This window comes from Sorangium sp. So ce1504, assembly GCF_051521635.1.
Taxonomy (GTDB): domain Bacteria; phylum Myxococcota_A; class Polyangia; order Polyangiales; family Polyangiaceae; genus Sorangium; species Sorangium cellulosum_B.
The window spans coordinates 9,699,601-9,716,796 of the sequence record NZ_CP150365.1 but is presented as its reverse complement, the minus strand read 5'-3'; the positions used below and the strand labels follow the sequence as shown (position 1 = coordinate 9,716,796).

At 68.7% G+C, this 17,196-nt stretch carries 14 protein-coding genes; 11 read left to right on the top strand and 3 right to left on the bottom strand.

The genetic code is table 11. From position 1 onward, the window contains the following. Positions 1-956 precede the first annotated feature (956 nt). The 6 genes from WMF39_RS36645 to WMF39_RS36620 all read left to right on the top strand — a co-directional run bounded on the left by WMF39_RS36645 (position 957) and on the right by WMF39_RS36620 (position 9,572). A complete protein-coding gene (locus tag WMF39_RS36645; RefSeq protein WP_437741115.1) occupies positions 957-2,435 on the top strand; it encodes an ATPase domain-containing protein in 1,479 nt (492 codons plus the stop codon). Then, positions 2,435-2,881 carry a hypothetical protein gene (locus tag WMF39_RS36640; protein ID WP_437741114.1) on the top strand — a complete coding sequence of 149 codons (447 nt, stop codon included), beginning with the start codon at positions 2,435-2,437 and terminating at the stop codon, positions 2,879-2,881. Before WMF39_RS36645 ends, WMF39_RS36640 begins: the two co-directional genes overlap by 1 nt. Beyond that, entirely contained in the window at positions 2,882-4,579 is a 1,698-nt protein-coding gene (locus WMF39_RS36635; protein WP_437741113.1) for an RAD55 family ATPase, read from the top strand. Between the two features lie 21 nt (positions 4,580-4,600). Next, on the top strand, positions 4,601-5,842 hold the full coding sequence (locus WMF39_RS36630; protein ID WP_437741112.1) for an ATP-binding protein: 1,242 nt from the start codon (positions 4,601-4,603) through the stop codon (positions 5,840-5,842). A gap of 647 nt (positions 5,843-6,489) precedes the next feature. Beyond that, positions 6,490-8,718 carry an NADP-dependent isocitrate dehydrogenase gene (locus WMF39_RS36625; protein ID WP_437748076.1) on the top strand — a complete coding sequence of 743 codons (2,229 nt, stop codon included), beginning with the start codon at positions 6,490-6,492 and terminating at the stop codon, positions 8,716-8,718. Between the two features lie 167 nt (positions 8,719-8,885). Next, the gene (locus WMF39_RS36620) at positions 8,886-9,572 is read left to right on the top strand and encodes a pentapeptide repeat-containing protein (protein WP_437741111.1); all 687 of its coding nucleotides are present in this window, start codon (positions 8,886-8,888) and stop codon (positions 9,570-9,572) included. 45 nt (positions 9,573-9,617) lie between these two features. Here WMF39_RS36620 and WMF39_RS36615 read toward each other — a convergent pair whose 3' ends face one another. Further along, the gene (locus tag WMF39_RS36615) at positions 9,618-9,773 is read right to left on the bottom strand and encodes a hypothetical protein (protein WP_437741110.1); all 156 of its coding nucleotides are present in this window, start codon (positions 9,771-9,773) and stop codon (positions 9,618-9,620) included. Positions 9,774-10,134: 361 nt separating this feature from the next. Here WMF39_RS36615 and WMF39_RS36610 point away from each other — a divergent pair, with 361 nt between their 5' ends. Next, a complete protein-coding gene (locus WMF39_RS36610; protein ID WP_437741109.1) occupies positions 10,135-10,554 on the top strand; it encodes a GFA family protein in 420 nt (139 codons plus the stop codon). Between the two features lie 39 nt (positions 10,555-10,593). Here the strand turns inward: WMF39_RS36610 and WMF39_RS36605 are convergent, their stop codons facing one another. Continuing rightward, complete coding sequence (locus tag WMF39_RS36605; RefSeq protein ID WP_437741108.1) at positions 10,594-11,919, bottom strand: hypothetical protein; 1,326 nt, start codon at positions 11,917-11,919, stop codon at positions 10,594-10,596. Between the two features lie 270 nt (positions 11,920-12,189). Between WMF39_RS36605 and corA the strand changes: the two genes are divergently transcribed. Continuing rightward, a complete protein-coding gene (gene corA, locus WMF39_RS36600) occupies positions 12,190-13,395 on the top strand; it encodes a magnesium/cobalt transporter CorA (protein WP_437741107.1) in 1,206 nt (401 codons plus the stop codon). Between the two features lie 20 nt (positions 13,396-13,415). Here the strand turns inward: corA and WMF39_RS36595 are convergent, their stop codons facing one another. After that, entirely contained in the window at positions 13,416-14,525 is a 1,110-nt protein-coding gene (locus tag WMF39_RS36595; protein WP_437741106.1) for a hypothetical protein, read from the bottom strand. Positions 14,526-14,724: 199 nt separating this feature from the next. Here WMF39_RS36595 and WMF39_RS36590 point away from each other — a divergent pair, with 199 nt between their 5' ends. The 3 genes from WMF39_RS36590 (at position 14,725) to WMF39_RS36580 (ending at position 16,743) form a co-directional block, all read left to right on the top strand. Beyond that, on the top strand, positions 14,725-15,795 hold the full coding sequence (locus tag WMF39_RS36590) for a PHP domain-containing protein (RefSeq protein WP_437741105.1): 1,071 nt from the start codon (positions 14,725-14,727) through the stop codon (positions 15,793-15,795). Positions 15,796-16,185: 390 nt separating this feature from the next. Then, positions 16,186-16,386 carry a hypothetical protein gene (locus tag WMF39_RS36585; RefSeq protein WP_437741104.1) on the top strand — a complete coding sequence of 67 codons (201 nt, stop codon included), beginning with the start codon at positions 16,186-16,188 and terminating at the stop codon, positions 16,384-16,386. A gap of 51 nt (positions 16,387-16,437) precedes the next feature. Continuing rightward, complete coding sequence (locus WMF39_RS36580; protein WP_437741103.1) at positions 16,438-16,743, top strand: hypothetical protein; 306 nt, start codon at positions 16,438-16,440, stop codon at positions 16,741-16,743. Positions 16,744-17,196 lie beyond the last annotated feature (453 nt).

The following is a 17,196-nucleotide window of genomic DNA, read 5'->3' as shown; positions in this document are numbered from 1 at the left end:
TCCTTGTTGCTGATAGGGGTCGGTCGCATCGATGCGCGTGGAGCAACCGCGCGCCGCGTCGAGACGTTCGACGCGCGCACACCTGCGCGCACACCGTGCTTGCTGATCTGTCGTACGCTCCTCAGACATCAGGGCCGGCTGTCACCTGGGCAGGAGAAGCAGGCGCCAAGCTGGGCCAAAGCTTGTAAAAGCGTGCAAAATCGATGTCGTCCGCATCGCGAGGGGGCGCGATGCGGCCGCTACGCAGTATGAAGTATGGACACCACGACGCCAGTGTGTATTTGGGAGGAGGCAGGTGCTGGCGATTGATGGGCCTTGTCTGAATTCGGGGATCTCGACCTCGCGCCTGCTCTTGTGGTCCGATAGACAAATCCGGCTGCCGCCTCACCCTGAGTTGGTCTCCTTCCCCACCTTCCGGGGTGCCTCCAGCGCATCACGTCAGAATCGTGCTCGCGGCAGCCGTCGACACGCTCGGTCCTTCGCTGCACCGTTGCCCTCAGGGAACCGGGGACGGACATGACTGGACGAGTCGCGGGCGACAGGCAGGGCGCAATCCAGTCATCCGGCACCGTGCAGGTCTGTCATGCCTCCGACCCGCCGATGCTCGCAGCCTGGCGGGATCGGCCCCCGTCAAGGGTAGCGGAACGCCTTGCCCGCCTTGAACAGGTTCACGCTCCACGCACCGATGCCCGTGAAGCCGTAGCTCGTGGCCGTGTTCCACTCCGTGGTTGAGGTGGCCGAACCCGCCGGAATGGCCCGCCGGCTGCTCCGCGCGCACGTGCAGCTCCAGCGCTGGCAGCAGCTCGACGCGCGACCGATCGCTACCTTGCCGTTGAGCCCTCCGGAGCGGTCTCAGCGGGGGAACCCCACATGGCGCTTGCTGGTCGGCTTGACCGGCTTACTAGTACGACAGCAAGGCACCGCAGCGAGGCCAGGACGAGCGGTGGGTCGGCCAGATGCTTGAGAGCGGCGTTCCGAACCTCGATCGGCTCCTCGGCGGCGGCGTCCCCGAGGGCGACGTCATCCTCGTCATGGGGCCGCCCGGGTCGGGAAAGACGACGCTCTCGTTGCAGATCGCCTTTCGCGCCGCGTCCTCGAACAAGAACGTCGCGTACGTCTCCACGCTCTCGGAGCCTCCAGCCCGGCTCGCCCGGCACCTCCGGTCCTTCTCGTTCTTCGACGAGAGCAGGATAGGAAAGCAACTCTTCCTCTTGCACGTTTATCCGGTCGTCAAGGAAGGGCTCGACCGGACGCTCGACGCGCTCATCGCGGCGGTGAAGGACCATCGGACGAGCCTCCTCGTCATCGACGGCCTCGACACGATCCGCGACCTCCATGCCGGGACGGCTCAGATCCGAACGTTCATCTACGAGCTCGCCGTGGCGCTCGCGGGGCTCGAATGCACCACGATCATCACGAGCACCGGCAGCGGCCGGCTCGATCCGGGCGCGGGGATGCCGCCGGAGCTCACGATGAGCGACTGCATCATCCTCCTGGCCCAGATGAACGTCGGCACCCAGGCCATGCGCACCGTCCAGGTCCAGAAGGTGCGAGGGCGCTCTCCGATGCTCGGCGTCCACACGATGCGGCTCGGTCCCGACGGCGTGAGCATCTTTCCACGCATCGAGGCCCTCACGGTGCCTTCCGACAGCGGCCTCCACCAGGAGCGGCTGCCGCTCGGGCAGGTCGAGCTCGACAAGATGCTGTCGGGAGGGCTGCCCCGCGGCAGCGTGACGCTCCTCGCGGGCGCCCCCGGGACGGGCAAGACGCTCGTGGGGTTGCAGTACATCCTCGACGGCGCCCGACGAGGTGAAAAGGGCCTCATCGTCGGCTATCGAGAGTCGCCGAGCCTCCTCGTCGACAAGGTGCGCGCCTTCGGCATGGATCTGGCGACGCCTATCGAGCAGGGCCTCGTCCGCGTCCTCCATCGCGTCCCGATCGACACCGGCGCGGACGAGCTGCTCTGCGAGATGCTGCGGGAAATCGAGGATTTCGGCCCCAAGCGGCTCGCGCTGGACAGCATCGCCGAGATCGAGCAAGCAGTGCCCGACGAGCGGCGCCGGCGCAGCGTCCTCACCTGCTTCGCGGAGGTGCTTCGAACCCGTGACGTGACGGCGCTCGTCACGCGGGAGATCCGCCAGGTCACCGGCCCGGAGCTCGACCTCTCCGACTCTCCGCTGGCGAGCCTGGGCGAGAACTTGATCCTCCTCCGATACGTGGAGTTCCGCAGTGAGCTCTACCGCATCCTTTCCATCCTCAAGATGCGCGACACCGCGCACGACCGCACGATCCGGCAGTACGAGATCTCGAACGACGGCCTCCGCGTGCTCGCCGCCATGGAGAGCGGCGAAGAGGTCCTCTCGGGGATCGCTCGCATGCTCTCGGAGCTGCGGGTGAAGCGCTCGGCGCCCTCTTCCATGGGAGGGCCCCCGTGATGAGCCCGAGCCCCGATGCGCTCGACGTGGCGCGCTGGATCATGCAGCACGAGCTCGGGGAGCGCGAGGCTCCCGAGGAGATCGCGCGGGGCGTCGAGCGCTGCTTTCAGCGCCTCCACGAGGCGCTGCGGAACCTCGTCGGCGTGGCGGGGGTCGAGGCGCTCGTCGGGCGCGCGGTCCACCTCGCGCAGCCGGAGCACGGCTGGATCGAGACCGCCGTCGTTCCGGCGAGGTCGAACGTGGTCTTCGAGGGTCTGGCCGGGCGCGTCGAGCGCGAGGGCGCGCCGGCCGTGATCGACGGCATGACAGCCTTGCTGGCGCACCTCATCGGACTGCTCTTCACGTTCATCGGCGAGGAGCTCGCGCTGCGGATCGTCCAGCGGATCTGGACGGAGGTGCCGCGACCTGCAGAGAGCCGTGGAGCCTCCACCACGGGGGGCAAGTAGATGAGCACGACCGGAGATACGCCGTTCTCGCGTCTGTCGACCGGGGTCCCGGGCCTCGACGAGGTGCTCGGCGGGGGGTTGCCCGAGTACTCGTTCAACCTGATCGCGGGCGAGCCGGGGTCGGGGAAGACGACGCTGGCGCATCAGATCATGTTCGGCAGCGCGACGGCCGAGAGGAGAGCCCTCTACTTCACCGTCCTCGGCGAGCCGGCCCTCAAGATGCTGCGCTACCTGCGGCAGATGTCGTTCTTCGACGCCAAGAAGGTGGGAGATCCCATCCGCTTCGTGGATCTGAGCCAGGAGGTGCTCGAGCAGGACCTCGGCAAGGTGTTCGACAGGATCGTGCAGATCGTGAAGGAGACGGAGCCCGCCATCGTGGTGGTGGACTCCTTCCGCACCGTCGTTCACGCGCGGGCGCTGCGCGAGGCGGGCGAGATGGAGCTGCAATCGTTCCTGCAGCGCCTCGCGCTTCATCTCACGAGCTGGCAGGCGACGACCTTCCTCGTCGGCGAGTACCTCGAGGCGGAGATGCAGGACAACCCGATCTTCACCGTCGCGGACAGCATCTTCTGGCTCAGCCAGAGCAGGGAGCGGAACTCCATCGTCCGCAAGCTCCAGGTCATGAAGCTCCGCGGCCAGGCGTCCATGCCTGGGCTCCACACCTTCCGGATCGACCGAGGCGGCCTCCACATCTTCCCGCGCGCCCTGAAGAGGATGGCGGAGAGCGAGAGGGCCCACCCGAGCCACCGCATCTCGAGCGGCGTCCCCGGGCTGGACGGGCCGATGGGCGGCGGGATCCCCCTCGGGGACACCATGCTCGTCGCGGGGCCCTCGGGCTGCGGCAAGACGTGCCTCGGCACCCACTTCATCTCGGGCGCGACCCCGGAGGAGCCCGGTGTCCTCGTGGTCTTCGAGGAGCACCCCAAGGACTACCTCGCCCGCGCGGGGGAGATGGGCTTCGACCTCGACGGCATGGTGAAGAGCGGTGCGCTCAGGATCATCTCGCTCCGGCCCCTCGACCTCTCGGTCGACGAGACGCTCCAGGAATTGCAGCAGGCGGTCATGGAGATGCACGCCAAGCGGCTCGTGATCGATTCGCTCACGGGGTTCGAGGTGGCCCTGGCGCCGGCCTTCCGCGAGGACTTCCGGGAGTCGCTCTATCGCATGATGGGGGCCTTGACGGGCGCGGGCGTCACCATGCTCATGACCGTCGAGGTCACCGAGTCGTTCCACGAGCTGCGCTTCAGCCCCCACGCCGTCTCGTTCTTGACCGAGAACATCGTCATCCTGCGCTACGCCGAGATCGACGGCGCGCTGAAGAAGGTGTTATCGATCGTCAAGATGCGGAAAAGCCAGCACTCGGCCGAGCTGTACGAGTTCGCCATCACCTCGAAGGGGATGGTGATCAAGGCGCCGCTCACGCAGTACCAGGGCATCTTGACCGGGGAGCCGAAGCTGCGCGCGCAGCGCGAGCGCGCGGCGTATCCAGGGCTCACCGAAGAGGAGGACACGCTGCTGCAGCTCCTCCTGGAGGAGAAGGAGGCCACGCAGGAGGAGATCGCCGCCGCGCTCGGCTGGAGGGGCGCAGAGCTCGGCTGTGCGCTCGATCGGCTCGTCAAGCTGAGCTACGCCATCAGGGTCGTCGAGGAGGGCAAGACGAGCTATCGGCCGCTGGCGCGCGCGCTCGGCCGAGAGTAGAGGAGGGGCGAGGCTGGGGAGATGAATCCGCCGCGGAAGGCAAGGAGACCGTCCGAGCGGAGGTCCGCGCCGCCGGGCACCGAGGCCCTCCTGCGCCGCGCCGCGGAATCCTCGCCCCTGCCGACGGCGTTCACCGGGGGGCCGAAGCACGTCGTGCGCTACGCGAACCAGGCGCTCTGCCGGCTCATGCAGAGATCGCCCGAAGAGATGAAGGGCGAGCCGCTCGTCACGCTCCTCCAGGACGCCGGCACGCTCGCCGAGATCGAGGACCGCGTCCATCGAAGCGGGACCACCGAGCTCGCGAGCGATCTCGTCTATGCCTCCGCGGGCGGACGGACGGGCCATTGCCTCGCCGTCGTGTCCCCCGTCCTCGACGGGCGGGCACGCTCATGGGGCCTCTGCGTGCGCCTCATCGACACGACGGTGCAGGTGACGGCGGGCATCGAGCTGGCCCAGATGGCCGCCGAGGTGCGACAGGCCAACGAGGCGCTCGTCCTCGCCGGGCTCCGCGAGCAGCAGCTCGCCGAGCGCGCGACGCAGCTCTACCAGGAGGCCCAGAGCGCCACGCGCGCCCGAGAGGACGTCCTCGCCATCGTCTCCCACGACCTCAGGGCCCCTCTGAGCGCGATGATCATGAGCATCGAGCTTCTGATGAGCGGGGGGCCGGACTCCAGTGGAAGGTCGCGCGAGCGACTCGACATCATCAAGCGATCCGCCGAGCGGATGAGCCGCCTCATCCGGGACCTGCTCGATGCCGCGGCCATGGAGGCCGGACGTCTCTCGGTCGAGCGGCGCCCGGTTCCGCTCGCGCCGCTCGTGGGCGACGCGGTCGACGCCATCCGGCCGCTCGCGGCGGCCAAGCTCCTGCGTCTCACGAACGAGCTCGCGGCCGACCTCCCCGCCGTCTCCGCCGATCCGGTGCGGCTGCAGCAAGTCCTCTCGAATCTCCTGGAGAACGCCGTCAAGTTCACGCCGGCGCGCGGGGAGATCACCGTCCGGGCACGATCCCTCGGCGACGAGGTGATGCTCTCCGTGACGGACACCGGGCTCGGGATCGCGCAAGGGGACATCCCGCTGATCTTCGATCGTTTCTGGCAGGCGCGCCCCACCGCCCGCGCGGGCACCGGGCTCGGGCTCTCCATCGTGAAGGGGATCGTCGACGCTCACGACGGCCGGATCTGGGTCGAGTCCAGCGTCGGACGGGGCAGCGCGTTCTTCGTCGCGCTGCCGGTCGCGGAGGCCCCTGCCAGCGGCGGCGGCTGATCAGCGCCCAGGCGCTCCTCCCACCGCATGACCCACAACGAGCTCTACTACAGCGAGCACGCCGCGCGCCGCGGCGCGCGCGGAGCCGCCAAGACCGGCTCCGTGACGGTCGTGCCACGTACGTCCAGCGACTCCGATTGAATCCATAGCTGCACGTTCTCGACGGCGCCTATCACGAAGACGGTGCAGAGCTGGTGTGGAAGGAGCTCGGTGATCTGCAGACGCGCGAGGTCGGTGAGGTGCTCCAGATGGCAAGTGCCCCGCGGACCAGCGAACCGCCTGTCAAGGGTGAAGTGTGCCCGCGGCCCGCCGATGCGCCGTTTTGCGCGCTGCGTCGCGCTCGAATGCGCTCCACAGTCCCCGCGACCTCGCTCTCCGGCGCCAGCGGTGCCGCACGATCCGCTCGTCGCGCACACCTCATCGCGCAGCGAGCCGGCTTCTTCTACTTACGCGCTGCGCCGCGCTTCGGCAGCGGCTCTGCCACGGCCCGCCGCTCGTGCATCCGGCGGGCCAGGTCGGCGGCGCCTCGGCCCGGAGCCAGGGGCTTGCGCAAATTCCGGTGCCAGGCATTGTGCCGGTGCGACGGGCCCTTGGCACCGGGCGAAACCTTTCCAACAATCCCGACCCGTTCAACCCTCGAGAAAACAGTGGAAACGCAAAATTCTACCATCATTTACACGAAGACGGACGAGGCGCCGGCCTTGGCCACCTATTCGCTCCTCCCGATCGTCGAGGCGTTCACGAAGGCCGCCGGGGTTCGAGTCGAGACGCGCGACATCTCCCTGGCGGGCCGCATCCTCGCCAACTTCCCCGAGCGCCTGACGGACAGCCAGAAGCTAGGCGACCACCTGGCGGAGCTCGGTGAGCTGGCCAAGACGCCGAACGCCAACATCATCAAGCTACCCAACATCAGCGCCTCCATCCCGCAGCTCGTGGCCGCCATCAAGGAGCTGCAGCAGCAGGGCTACGCCGTGCCGGACTATCCCTCCGAGCCGAAGACGGAGGAGGAGAAGGCGATCAAGGCGCGTTACGCCAAGGTGCTCGGCAGCGCCGTGAACCCCGTCCTGCGCGAGGGCAACAGCGATCGCCGCGCCTCGCCCGCAGTCAAGGACTACGCCAAGAAGCACCCGCACTCGATGGGCGCATGGAGCCGCGACTCGAAGAGCCACGTCACGCATATGTCGGGCGGTGACTTCTACGGCAGCGAGAAGTCCGTCGTGGTGGACAAGGCGCAGGAGCTGAAGATCGAGCTCGTCGCCGGCGGCAAGACGACCGTGCTCAAGCCGAGCGTCAAGGTGCAGGCGGGCGAGGTCGTTGACGCCAGCGTGATGAGCGCCAGGGCCCTGCGCGCGTTCTACGCCGAGCAGGTGGCGGACGCGAAGAAGCAGGGAGTGCTGTTCTCCCTGCACCTCAAGGCCACGATGATGAAGGTCAGCGACCCGATCCTGTTCGGGCACGCCGTCAGCGTGTTTTATGCCGAGGCGCTCGAGAAGCACGCGGCCACGCTGGCCAAGGTCGGCTTCGACCCGAACAACGGCATCGGCGACCTGTACACCAAGATCCAGAGCTTGCCGGCAGACGAGAAGGCGGCGATCGAGGCGGACATCAAGGCCGTCTACGAGCAACGCCCGACGCTGGCCATGGTCGACTCCGACCGCGGCATCACCAACCTGCACGTGCCCTCGGACGTGATCATCGACGCCTCGATGCCGGCGGCCATCCGCTCCAGCGGCAAGATGTACGGCACGGATGGCAAGCTCTACGACGCCAAGTTCACGATCCCCGATCGCTGCTACGCCGGCATCTACCAGGCGACGATCGAGTTCCACAAGCAGCACGGGGCGTTCGACCCGCGCACGATGGGCACCTCGCCGAACGTGGGGCTCATGGCGCAGGCCGCGGAGGAGTACGGCTCACACGACAAGACCTTCAAGATCGCCGAGAGCGGCACGGTGCGCGTCGTCGACGCCTCCGGAAACGCCCTGCTGGCGCAGGAGGTCGAAGCCGGCGACGTCTTCCGTGCTTGCCAGACGAAGGACATCGCGATCAAGGATTGGGTCAAGCTGGCCGTCTCCCGCGCGCGCGCCACGGGCGCCCCGGCGGTGTTCTGGCTCGACGAGAACCGCGCCCACGACAAGAACCTGATCGCCAAGGTCAAGGCCTACCTGTCCGAGCACGACACCAAGGGCCTGGAGCTCCCGATCAAGAGCCCGGTGGAAGCGATCCAGTTCACGCTCGGCCGCATGAAGGAGGGCAAGGACACCATCAGCGTCACCGGCAACGTGCTGCGCGACTACCTGACGGACCTGTTCCCGATCCTGGAGCTGGGCACCAGCGCCAAGATGCTCTCCATCGTGCCGCTGCTGGCCGGCGGTGGCCTGTACGAGACCGGCGCCGGCGGCTCGGCGCCGAAGCACGTCCAGCAGCTGCAGAAGGAGAACTACCTGCGCTGGGACTCGCTCGGTGAGTTCCTGGCGCTGCAGGTCTCGATCGAGGACCTCGCCAACAAGACCAACAACGCCAAGGCGAAGGTGCTCGCCAAGGCGCTGGACACGGCGGTCGGCCTGTTCCTCGAGAACAACAAGAGCCCGGCGCGCAAGGTCGGCGAGATCGACAACCGCGGCAGCCACTTCTACCTCGCGCTCTACTGGGCGCAGTCCCTCGCCAAGCAGACCGAGGACAAGGAGCTGGCGGCCAGGTTCGGCAAGCTCGCCCAGACCCTGACGGACAACGAGTCCAAGATCGACGGCGAGCTGATCGGCGCGCAGGGTAAGCCCGTCGACCTCGGCGGCTACTACCACTTCGACGACAAGAAGACGTTCGCCGCGATGCGGCCCAGCGCCACGCTGAACGCGGCCATCGACGGCCTCTCCTGAGCCGCGCGGGATCCCCGCCGAGCGCGCGCGTGGAGACAGGCGACGCGCTCGGCGGCCACGGCCGTTCAACCACCGTACGACCGAGTCACGCGCCGGGTGAGCGCCTTGACGCCCACCACCAGACGATGACACCCTGTCTGAAATCGTTGGGTGGACTGGAGCAGGGAATGGCCGGACGAGGACGATCGATCAGCGGAGATAAGCCCAAGCCCGGCGCTGGCGGCGGTGGAGAAATCTCTCCAGGGAAGCAGGATCCGTTCGAAGGGAAGGACTCCTTCGACGGGGAGACGTTCGATGGGCTCACCCTGGAACGAGCGGACCTGAGCGGCCGAGATTTTTGCGGTTGTGTGTTCCGGCGTTCGAAGCTCGGCGAGAGCCGCTGGACGCGCGCTCGTCTCGAGAGCTGTGTCTTCGAGAGCTGTGATTTGACCAAGGCCGACCTCACCATGCTCTCGCTGCGCGGCGTGGCGTTCAACTCCTGCAAGCTGATGGGCGTCGACTGGACGAACATCGCGAAATACCCCGACGTGTCGTTCGAGGATTGCGACTTGCGGTATGTCATCATGGATTCGCTCGCGCTGCGCAAGACGCGCTTCGAGCGGTGCGCGATCACCGAGTCGGTCTTCGCCGCGACGGACCTCGCCGGGGCGGTGTTCGAGGAGTGCCGCTTCGCGGGGACGCGCTTCGAGGACTGCGACCTTCGAAACGCGCAGTTCCCTCGAGCCCAGGATCTGTTCATCGATCCGGCGAAGAACAACGTGAAGGGCGCCCGCATCCCGCTCGAGGCGGCGACCCTCCTCGCAGCCTCGTTCGGCATGCACGTGCTCGGATTCACGGAGAAGGACGGCAGATAACGGCCCGAGTCGCCGTGCGCCGCGGCCTCGAAATACCTGCAGCCTTTACAGCTTCGCGGCGCTCCCCAGCTCAGCCGGGAGCGCCGCGTCGAGCCACGCCTCGAACGTGCTCGACAGCGCGCAGGTCGCCGCGCCGCCGCAGAGGTCCGCGCGCTTGGCCGTGAGCTCGCCCTCGATCGCCTCCCGCGTGGCTCCGAGCACGCGCGCGCAGACGAGGTTCTTCGCCGTCTGAGCGACGTGCGCTCGATCCGGCGCTCGGCCCCGAGCTCGCCGCCGGCAGGCCGGCCTCCTCGGATTTCTGACAGCCAACGAGAATCCCCAGCAGAAAGCAAGCGCTCAAGGTCTTCATGGTCCGGTCCCCTGGATCTAGCAGCCTGCGTACCAGGTCGGAGGCACGGGCAAAATGCCGCTGCCCGTCCAAGGAGCAGCCGCGGCGCGTGTCGGGGCGGCCACGGCGTCGTGTTCCGGGCGCGCCGGGCGAACCGAGCTCGATCCTCGCCGGCCAGATCGGATAGGCTGAGCATCCCATTCAATCGCGGCGTCAGGCGCCTGGAGAGAGCAGATGAGCGAGTCCAGCATTCACGGGGGTTGCCTTTGCGGGGCGGTGACATTCGAGGTCGATCCGCCGTTCCAGCTGATGGTCCATTGCCATTGCTCGCGGTGTCGCAAGGGCACGGGCACGGGCCACGCCACGAATCTGGCCGTCGATCCCGGCCAGCTCCGATGGCTGTCAGGGGAAGAGGCCATCACGCGTTATGAGCTGCCCACGGCGAAGAGCTTCGGGAAGTGGTTTTGCAGCCATTGCGGGTGTCCCGTCCCGCGTCTGAGGCGCGGCGGCAAGATCATGGTCGTCCCGGCCGGTTCGCTGGACACAGCGCCGCCCATCTCGCCGACGGATCACATCTTCTGGGGATCCAGGGCGTCGTGGGGGTGCGCCAGCGGAGGGCTTCCAACGCACGACGAGGTTCCAGCGTCGTGGTAGGACGACCGGGCGTGTCGTCTTCTTGATCGTCGTGCAGGGTCAGCGGGTCACGCTGCTGTCCGGCCCGGCGCCCTTGGGGGGCTCGTAAGGCTCGGGGCTCTTGCCGACGGTCCTGAGGTTCACGAGCTTGTTGAGCAGATCGAACCAGAACGGCGCGCCGAGGGAGGCAGCGACCGCGGTGATGAGGATGCCGGGGGTCAGGAGCCTGTCGAGCACCCCGCGGATCCAGCCGACGATGCCCTGGCCGAGGATCGCCGCGATCGCGTTCCAGAGCTTCGGAACGCTCGTGTGCTCGGGGGCCTTCACGCCCCAGGTGATCTCGATGTCGAGCCCGGTGAGCCGGGAGCGCGCGCCGCTTCCCTCGGCGATCGCGGCCATGATGTCCTCGTTCTGGTCGATGCCGCCGGCCTGGGGCGCGGCGCGGGGCGGCGACTTCGCGATCTCCTGCGCCGCCGCGATCAGCCGGGCGCGCACCACCGCGTCGCGCGAGAGGGCGCCCGCGAGGCGGATGCTGTCGGCGTTGAACCCGACGCAGAGGACGAGCGCCGTCGCGCTGATGATCAGCTGCGCGCGGCGCTTGTACCGGCCGGCGGCCCGGTCCATGGCGTCATTGAACCAGCGCTCCAGCCGGATGTTGGCCTCGCGCATGTCCTTGACCGTCGAGTCGACGATCGTGGTGAGGGCGCGCCGGAGATCGCTCTTCGGCGGCATGCTCCGGATGATGTGCTTCAGCTCGTCGAGCGGGTCCTCGTCGCGGCTCGGCGCCGCCGCGATCTCGCCCGGCGCAGGCGCGGCGGCGCTCGCCTGCGGCGGAGGGACGCCGTCGCTCGCCTGCTGCAGCGGCGCGGAAGCGGCGTCGCCCGCCGGCGCAGGCGCGGCGCCGGTCTGCGAAGGTGTGGCGCCGGCCTGCGGGGGCAGCGCCGCGGCGCCGTCGGGCCAGGGGACCTGCCGCAGGGTGTCGATGAGCGCGGCCACGAACGCGTGCGACGGGATGTAGGACGGCCCTACCCAGCCGTACTTGAGATCCTTGATCAGCGGGTGCTCGCGGAGCTTCGCCGCGAGCGGGCTCGGGAGCGGTCCCGGCATCACCCGGGTGCGCACCAATTCGACAGCGCGCCGCGCCGCGCGCCTCATGACCTGCTCCAGCGGGGAGCTCTTGGGGGCGGCGGTGTCGGCGGCGCCGGGCGACTGCTTCACGTGCGCGTCGAGCTCGCTGTCGGCCAGCATGATCTCGATGCTCTGCGCCAGGTTGAGCGCGCGCAGCCGGAGCACGCCGGCGAGCGCCTCGTGGATGGCCGAGCAGAGGACGCTGAGCAGGAAGAAGACGCTGACGAGGCCGATCGCGATGTCGAGGGTCGTTCCCATGGGCATCCGGAAGGGCAGGGCGCGCGGCGGCGCGAGGCGCAGGCCGGCGCGCGTCGCGCGCTGCCCCGGCCAGCAGGAACAGGGAGGAAGAGGCGGCCCTGCGAGCGCCCGTTCCCCGCCGCGGCCCGACCAGCAACTCCCCTCCGCGGCCCGATCAGCATACGCCACCCGGCGCCGCGGAGCGAGCGGGAGAGCGCGCTCGCTCTCGCGTATCATCCCGCGTCATCCCGCGCTCGATGCCACGCGATCTTGGTCTACCATCACGCCCCCGTGACGAGCACCACCTTACCCCCCGAGTCGCGGCGCAGCAGCGCGCCGCAGTCGCGCGCCTCCTGGGTCCAGGAGAGGGCCGACCCCGACCGGACGACGATGCGGCCCAGGCGCGCCCGGCTCGTGCACGAGCCGCCGCCGGCGTCGCCGCCCGGAACGCTCGTCATCGAGGAGACGCAGCGGCCGAAGATCTTCGTCATCGACTACGACGCCGAGGTCGTGTCCGAGAAGGAGATCCAGAGCGTCGACGAGTGCATCCCCTACCTCACGGACGACCGGCCCTCCATCACGTGGGTCGATGTCCGGGGGCTCGGGCACAAGGGGACCTTCGAGCGGCTGGGCGAGATCTTCCGTGTCCACCCGCTCGCGCTGGAGGACATGGTCAACGTGCCCCAGCGGCCGAAGGCGGACGTCTACGGGGGCGAGCACGTCCTCATCATCGCGCGGATGGCGCAGGTCAACGAGCGCTGCGTGCTGCGCACCGAGCAGCTGGCCATCCTGGTCGGCAAATCGTTCGTCCTGACGGTGCAGGAAGAGGCCGACTGGGACGTCATGGAGGCCGTGCGGGAGCGAATCCGCTCCGGCCGGGGCTCGATCCGGGAGCGGGGCGCCGATTACCTGGCGTACGCGCTGCTCGACGCGGTGGTCGACGGCTTCTTCCCGGTGCTCGAGCGGCTCGGCGAGCACATCGAGGACCTGGAGGTCGAGGTGATCGACGCCAAGCGCCGGATGTCGAAGCCGATCCACGATCTGAAGCGGGATCTGCTCACGCTCCGGCGCGCCATCTGGCCGCAGCGCGATCTCGTCAACGCGCTGCTCCGCGAGGACAACCCGATGATCTCCAGGGACACGCGGCTCTACCTGCGCGACACGTACGATCACGCGGTGCAGCTGATGGACATGGTCGAGACCTACCGCGAGCTGAGCTCCGGCCTCATGGATCTCCACCTCTCCGGGATATCGAACAAGATGAACGAGATCATGAAGGTGCTCACGATCATCTCGACGATCTTCCTCCCGGTCACCGCGATTGCAGGCATCTACGGGATGAACTTCCACCACGAGAGCTCGCCGTACAACATGCCGGAGCTCGACTGGTATTACGGCTATCCGCTCGTATGGTGCCTGATGCTGGCGAGCGTCGTCGGGCTGCTCACGTACTATCGCCGCAAGGGCTGGATCAGGAAGGACGACGACGGCGCCTGAGCGGCGGCGAGCGCGGCGCGTCAGCGCTTCTTCGCGGGCGCGTAGAACGCGAGGTTCCCGAGCAGGCGCGGATCGCCGGGGCGGCGCGCGAGGGCCTTGCGCAGCGCCGCCTCGCCGGCGGCGAGCTCGCCGACGTGGAACGCGCTGGTGGCGACGAGGTCGAGCAGCTTGTGCTCGTAGACCTCGGCGTCCACGAAGAGGGTGGCCTGGGCGGGGAAGGGGAGGGCGGCGCCGCGGGAGGCGAAGAGGTAGGTGAGCGGCCAGCACCGCTGCCCGTACCAGTGCCAGGCGACGGCGAAGAGCGGCTCGGCGCGGTGCGGGCTGTGGGCGTGGGCGTCGAGGTAGCGCTGCTGCACCTCCGGCCAGGGGCGCCCGAGCGCGGCGGCGGTGCGCGCCATGCGGAACAGCGATTCGTAGACCTCCTCCTGCCAGCCGCCGAGCGCGGCGCGCCGCTCGTAGGCCTCGAACGCCTCCGCGTGCCGGCCGAGGCACTCCAGCGTCTGCGCGAGGTAGAAGGCGGCGCGGCCGTCGCGGGGGGATCGGGCCAGCGCAGCGGAGAGCAGCTCCAGGTCGCGCTGCCACCTCCGGGTCTGGACGGCGGCGTCGCGGCGAGAGAGGTCGTGGACGATGTGGGCGTCGGGGACGCGGATCGAGGGGGGCGGCTCGCCCTCCTTGGAGAGCACCTCGTGGGTGGCGCCGACGTAGCGCCACCCGGCCGAGGCGCGGGCGAGCCGGGCGGAGTCGTAGACGGAATCGCCGTAGTGCACGCGGACGTGGTAGGCGCCGTGCCCCGGGCCCGACGCGTCGCGGCGCTCCTCGCAGAAGCGACGGAGCGCGTCACCCGCGACGAGGCGCTCGTCGCCGCTCAGCATGAGGGTGAACACGGCCGCGTCGCCCGCGAGGTCGAGGGCGCGGCTGCGCGTCGCGCCGAAGTCGACGAAGGGCTCCTCGACGAGATCGCCGGGGACGCCCGCCATGACGGAGCGCGCGAGGGCCTGTGTGCCGTCGGTGGAGCCGGTGTCGAGGAGGGTGAACCGGTCGACGTGGGGCCTGGCCGAGGCGAGGGTCTCACGGATGGAGGGGGCTTCGTCCTTGACGATCATGACGAGCGCGAGGAGGGGGGGCGTCACGGGCGCAGTATGCCGCCGGACGCCGGTGCACCGGGGTAATTAAAATTTGAAGAGGAGGCGGGCGCGCGCACGCGCGCACCACCTCGCGCGCGCCGGAGAGCGGGAGAGATAACGCGCGGCGGCGGAAGCGCGGGCGCGCTCTCTGCGAATTGGCCGCGGCCCTGGCGTTCTGTATACTCTCCTTTTCATCGCAATGAACATGCGCGGACGCTGGAGTGCTCTCCTGTTCATCGGCGCAGCGGCGCTCCTCGCGCTCGCCGGCAGGGCGGAGCGCGCCTCGCTCGTCTCGCGCTCTGCTCACGGAGGGGAAGGACCGCCGGGCCGCCCGCGCTTCGAGAGGGCGCTCGACGTGGAGGTGTTCCAGCGCGGGAACATCCACACCCACACGTCCCTGAGCGATGGGGACAGCGAGCCGCGCGACGTCGTCCGCTGGTACCGCGAGAACGGGTATTCCTTCGTGGCGCTGACAGACCACAACCAGCGCGTCGATCCTGCGATGTTCCAGGACCCGTCGTCGGCGTCGAATTTCGCCGTGATCCCCGGCGAAGAGGTCACGATGTGGGCAGAGGGGAAGCCCGTGCACGTGAACGCGCTCTGCACGCGGGCGACGATCGGCGGGGGCGCCTTCCTGACCAAGGGGGAGGCGCTGAAGTGGGCGATCGGGCGTGTGCGGGCGGAGGGGGGCGTGGCGCTCATCAATCATCCGAATTTCGACTGGTCGTTATCCGCCGGCGACCTCCTGGCGGCGCCTGCGGCGGAGCTCCTGGAGATCCACAGCGGGCACCCGTACGTGTACACGGACGGCGACGCGACGCGCCCGTCGCACGAGGCGCTATGGGATGCGGTGCTGACGGTGCGCGGCGCCGCGGGAGGGGGGATCGTCGGCGTCGCGGTGGACGATCTGCACCAGCTCATGGCCGGGTCGGGCGCGCCGCCCGCGGGGCCCGGCCGCGGGTTCATCGAGGTCTTCTCGCGGGAGGCGTCGCGCGCCGCGATCTGCAGCGCGCTCGCCGGGGGACGGCTCTATGCGTCGTCCGGGGCGAGGCTGCGGAGGATCGCGATCGCCGGGGACGCCTTCTCGGTCTGGCCTGTGGCGGCGGGCGCGGTTGTCGAGTTCGTCGGGCGGAGCGGGCGCGTGCTGGAGCGGCAGCAGCCCACGGCGGGGCGGGCGACCTACCGGCTCCGCGGCGGGGAGCGCTACGTGCGGGCGCGGATCACGCGGCCGGACGGGAAGCGGGCGTGGACGCCGGCGTACGCGACGGTGGAGTAGGAGTCGGGGCGGCGAGGGCGAGAGCGCGCAGGACGGAGCCGACGGACGGCCCGGTGAGGCGAGGTGCACCCGCGTCCGTCAGCGGACGAGCTTGGCGACGGTGGCGGATCTGCCGGGGGTTCGGGCGCGCGTGAACGGCGCGTGAGGTGGCGCGGCAGCGACACCAGCAAGAACGCGTCGCTGCCGAGACTGAAACTGCAACTGATTTGCGTTGTCATGGATCGGCAACGCTGGTAGCGGTGCGGCGTTCAGCGGGGCGATGGTCGTGTTGGATGGGACGCCAGAATGGCTTGGCTCGGAAGCGGTCGGCCGCGGTGGAGCGCTGGGCTGATGTGCGTCGTTGCCTCAGCATCGGGGGCCAGCAGCTGCGCAACGGACACCAAGGAAACGGTGTCGGCCTCGCAGCAGCAGGCGGTGGTCAGCCTGAATTTGACCTTTCCCGCTGGCGTGAATCGGCTGGATGGCGTGCTCAATGCCTCGGGATCCGTGAGCGTCGGCGATCGAGCTCAGGTGCTCGACAATGCCTCGCAGCCGGGCCTGGTGAGCTGTTCGGGCAGCTCGGGCTTCTGCGTGTGGGGAGCTTGCCGATGATGGTGCGGGGAGCTTGCCGATGATGGCGATCGATGAGAAGGAAGAAATGAGATGATCTACAGGCGTGGAGTCACATGTCAGATCAGCGCTTTTGAAGTACCGAACCCGCCGTCGGATCCGAATGCGACGGCTCGCAAGTGGATGGCGGTGGCGACAGCTCATGTCTACGACCCGAACGTCAAGGTGCCGGGGTTGCAGCCGGGCCAAGAAGCTCTCGCTGGTGAGACGATGCGCGTGTTGAGTGGCCGCGCGTTTGCCGACACGGAGGCTCAAGCGATGACGGCCGCTCTCGAAGGGCTCCTCTTCGAGCTGACGGGAAAGGGCTTCTCAGCGAATCATGACGTGAAGCTCTGGTGAAAAGCTGAATTGAAAAGCTGAGTCGAGCCCAGGTTGCTGCTGTCCCTCATTTCGTGAGCGGTTTCGAGACCAAAGAGTACGCAGAGCGGGTAATGGCCGTACTGGGCAAGCGAATGGCACGCCATGGACTGACCCTCCACCCCGACAAGACCCGGCTGCTCGACTTCCGCCGGCCGCCGAGCGAGCAGACGGGTGGAAAGGGGGCCTCGACCTTTGATTTCCTCAGGTTTGCGATGTACTCTCGTCATACGCGACGGGGAAGATGGGAGATGTGGTGCAAGACGAGGAATGCGCGCCTCAGGCGGCCATCAAGGCCGTCCACGACTGGTGCCGGCGCCGCCGGCACTGGGCGGTGAAGGACCCGCACGCCTCGCTCGTCCGGCGTGTCGTCGGGCGTTACAACTACTTCGGGGTGAACGGCAGCGGCTCTAGGCTAGCCGCCTTACTGAGGCA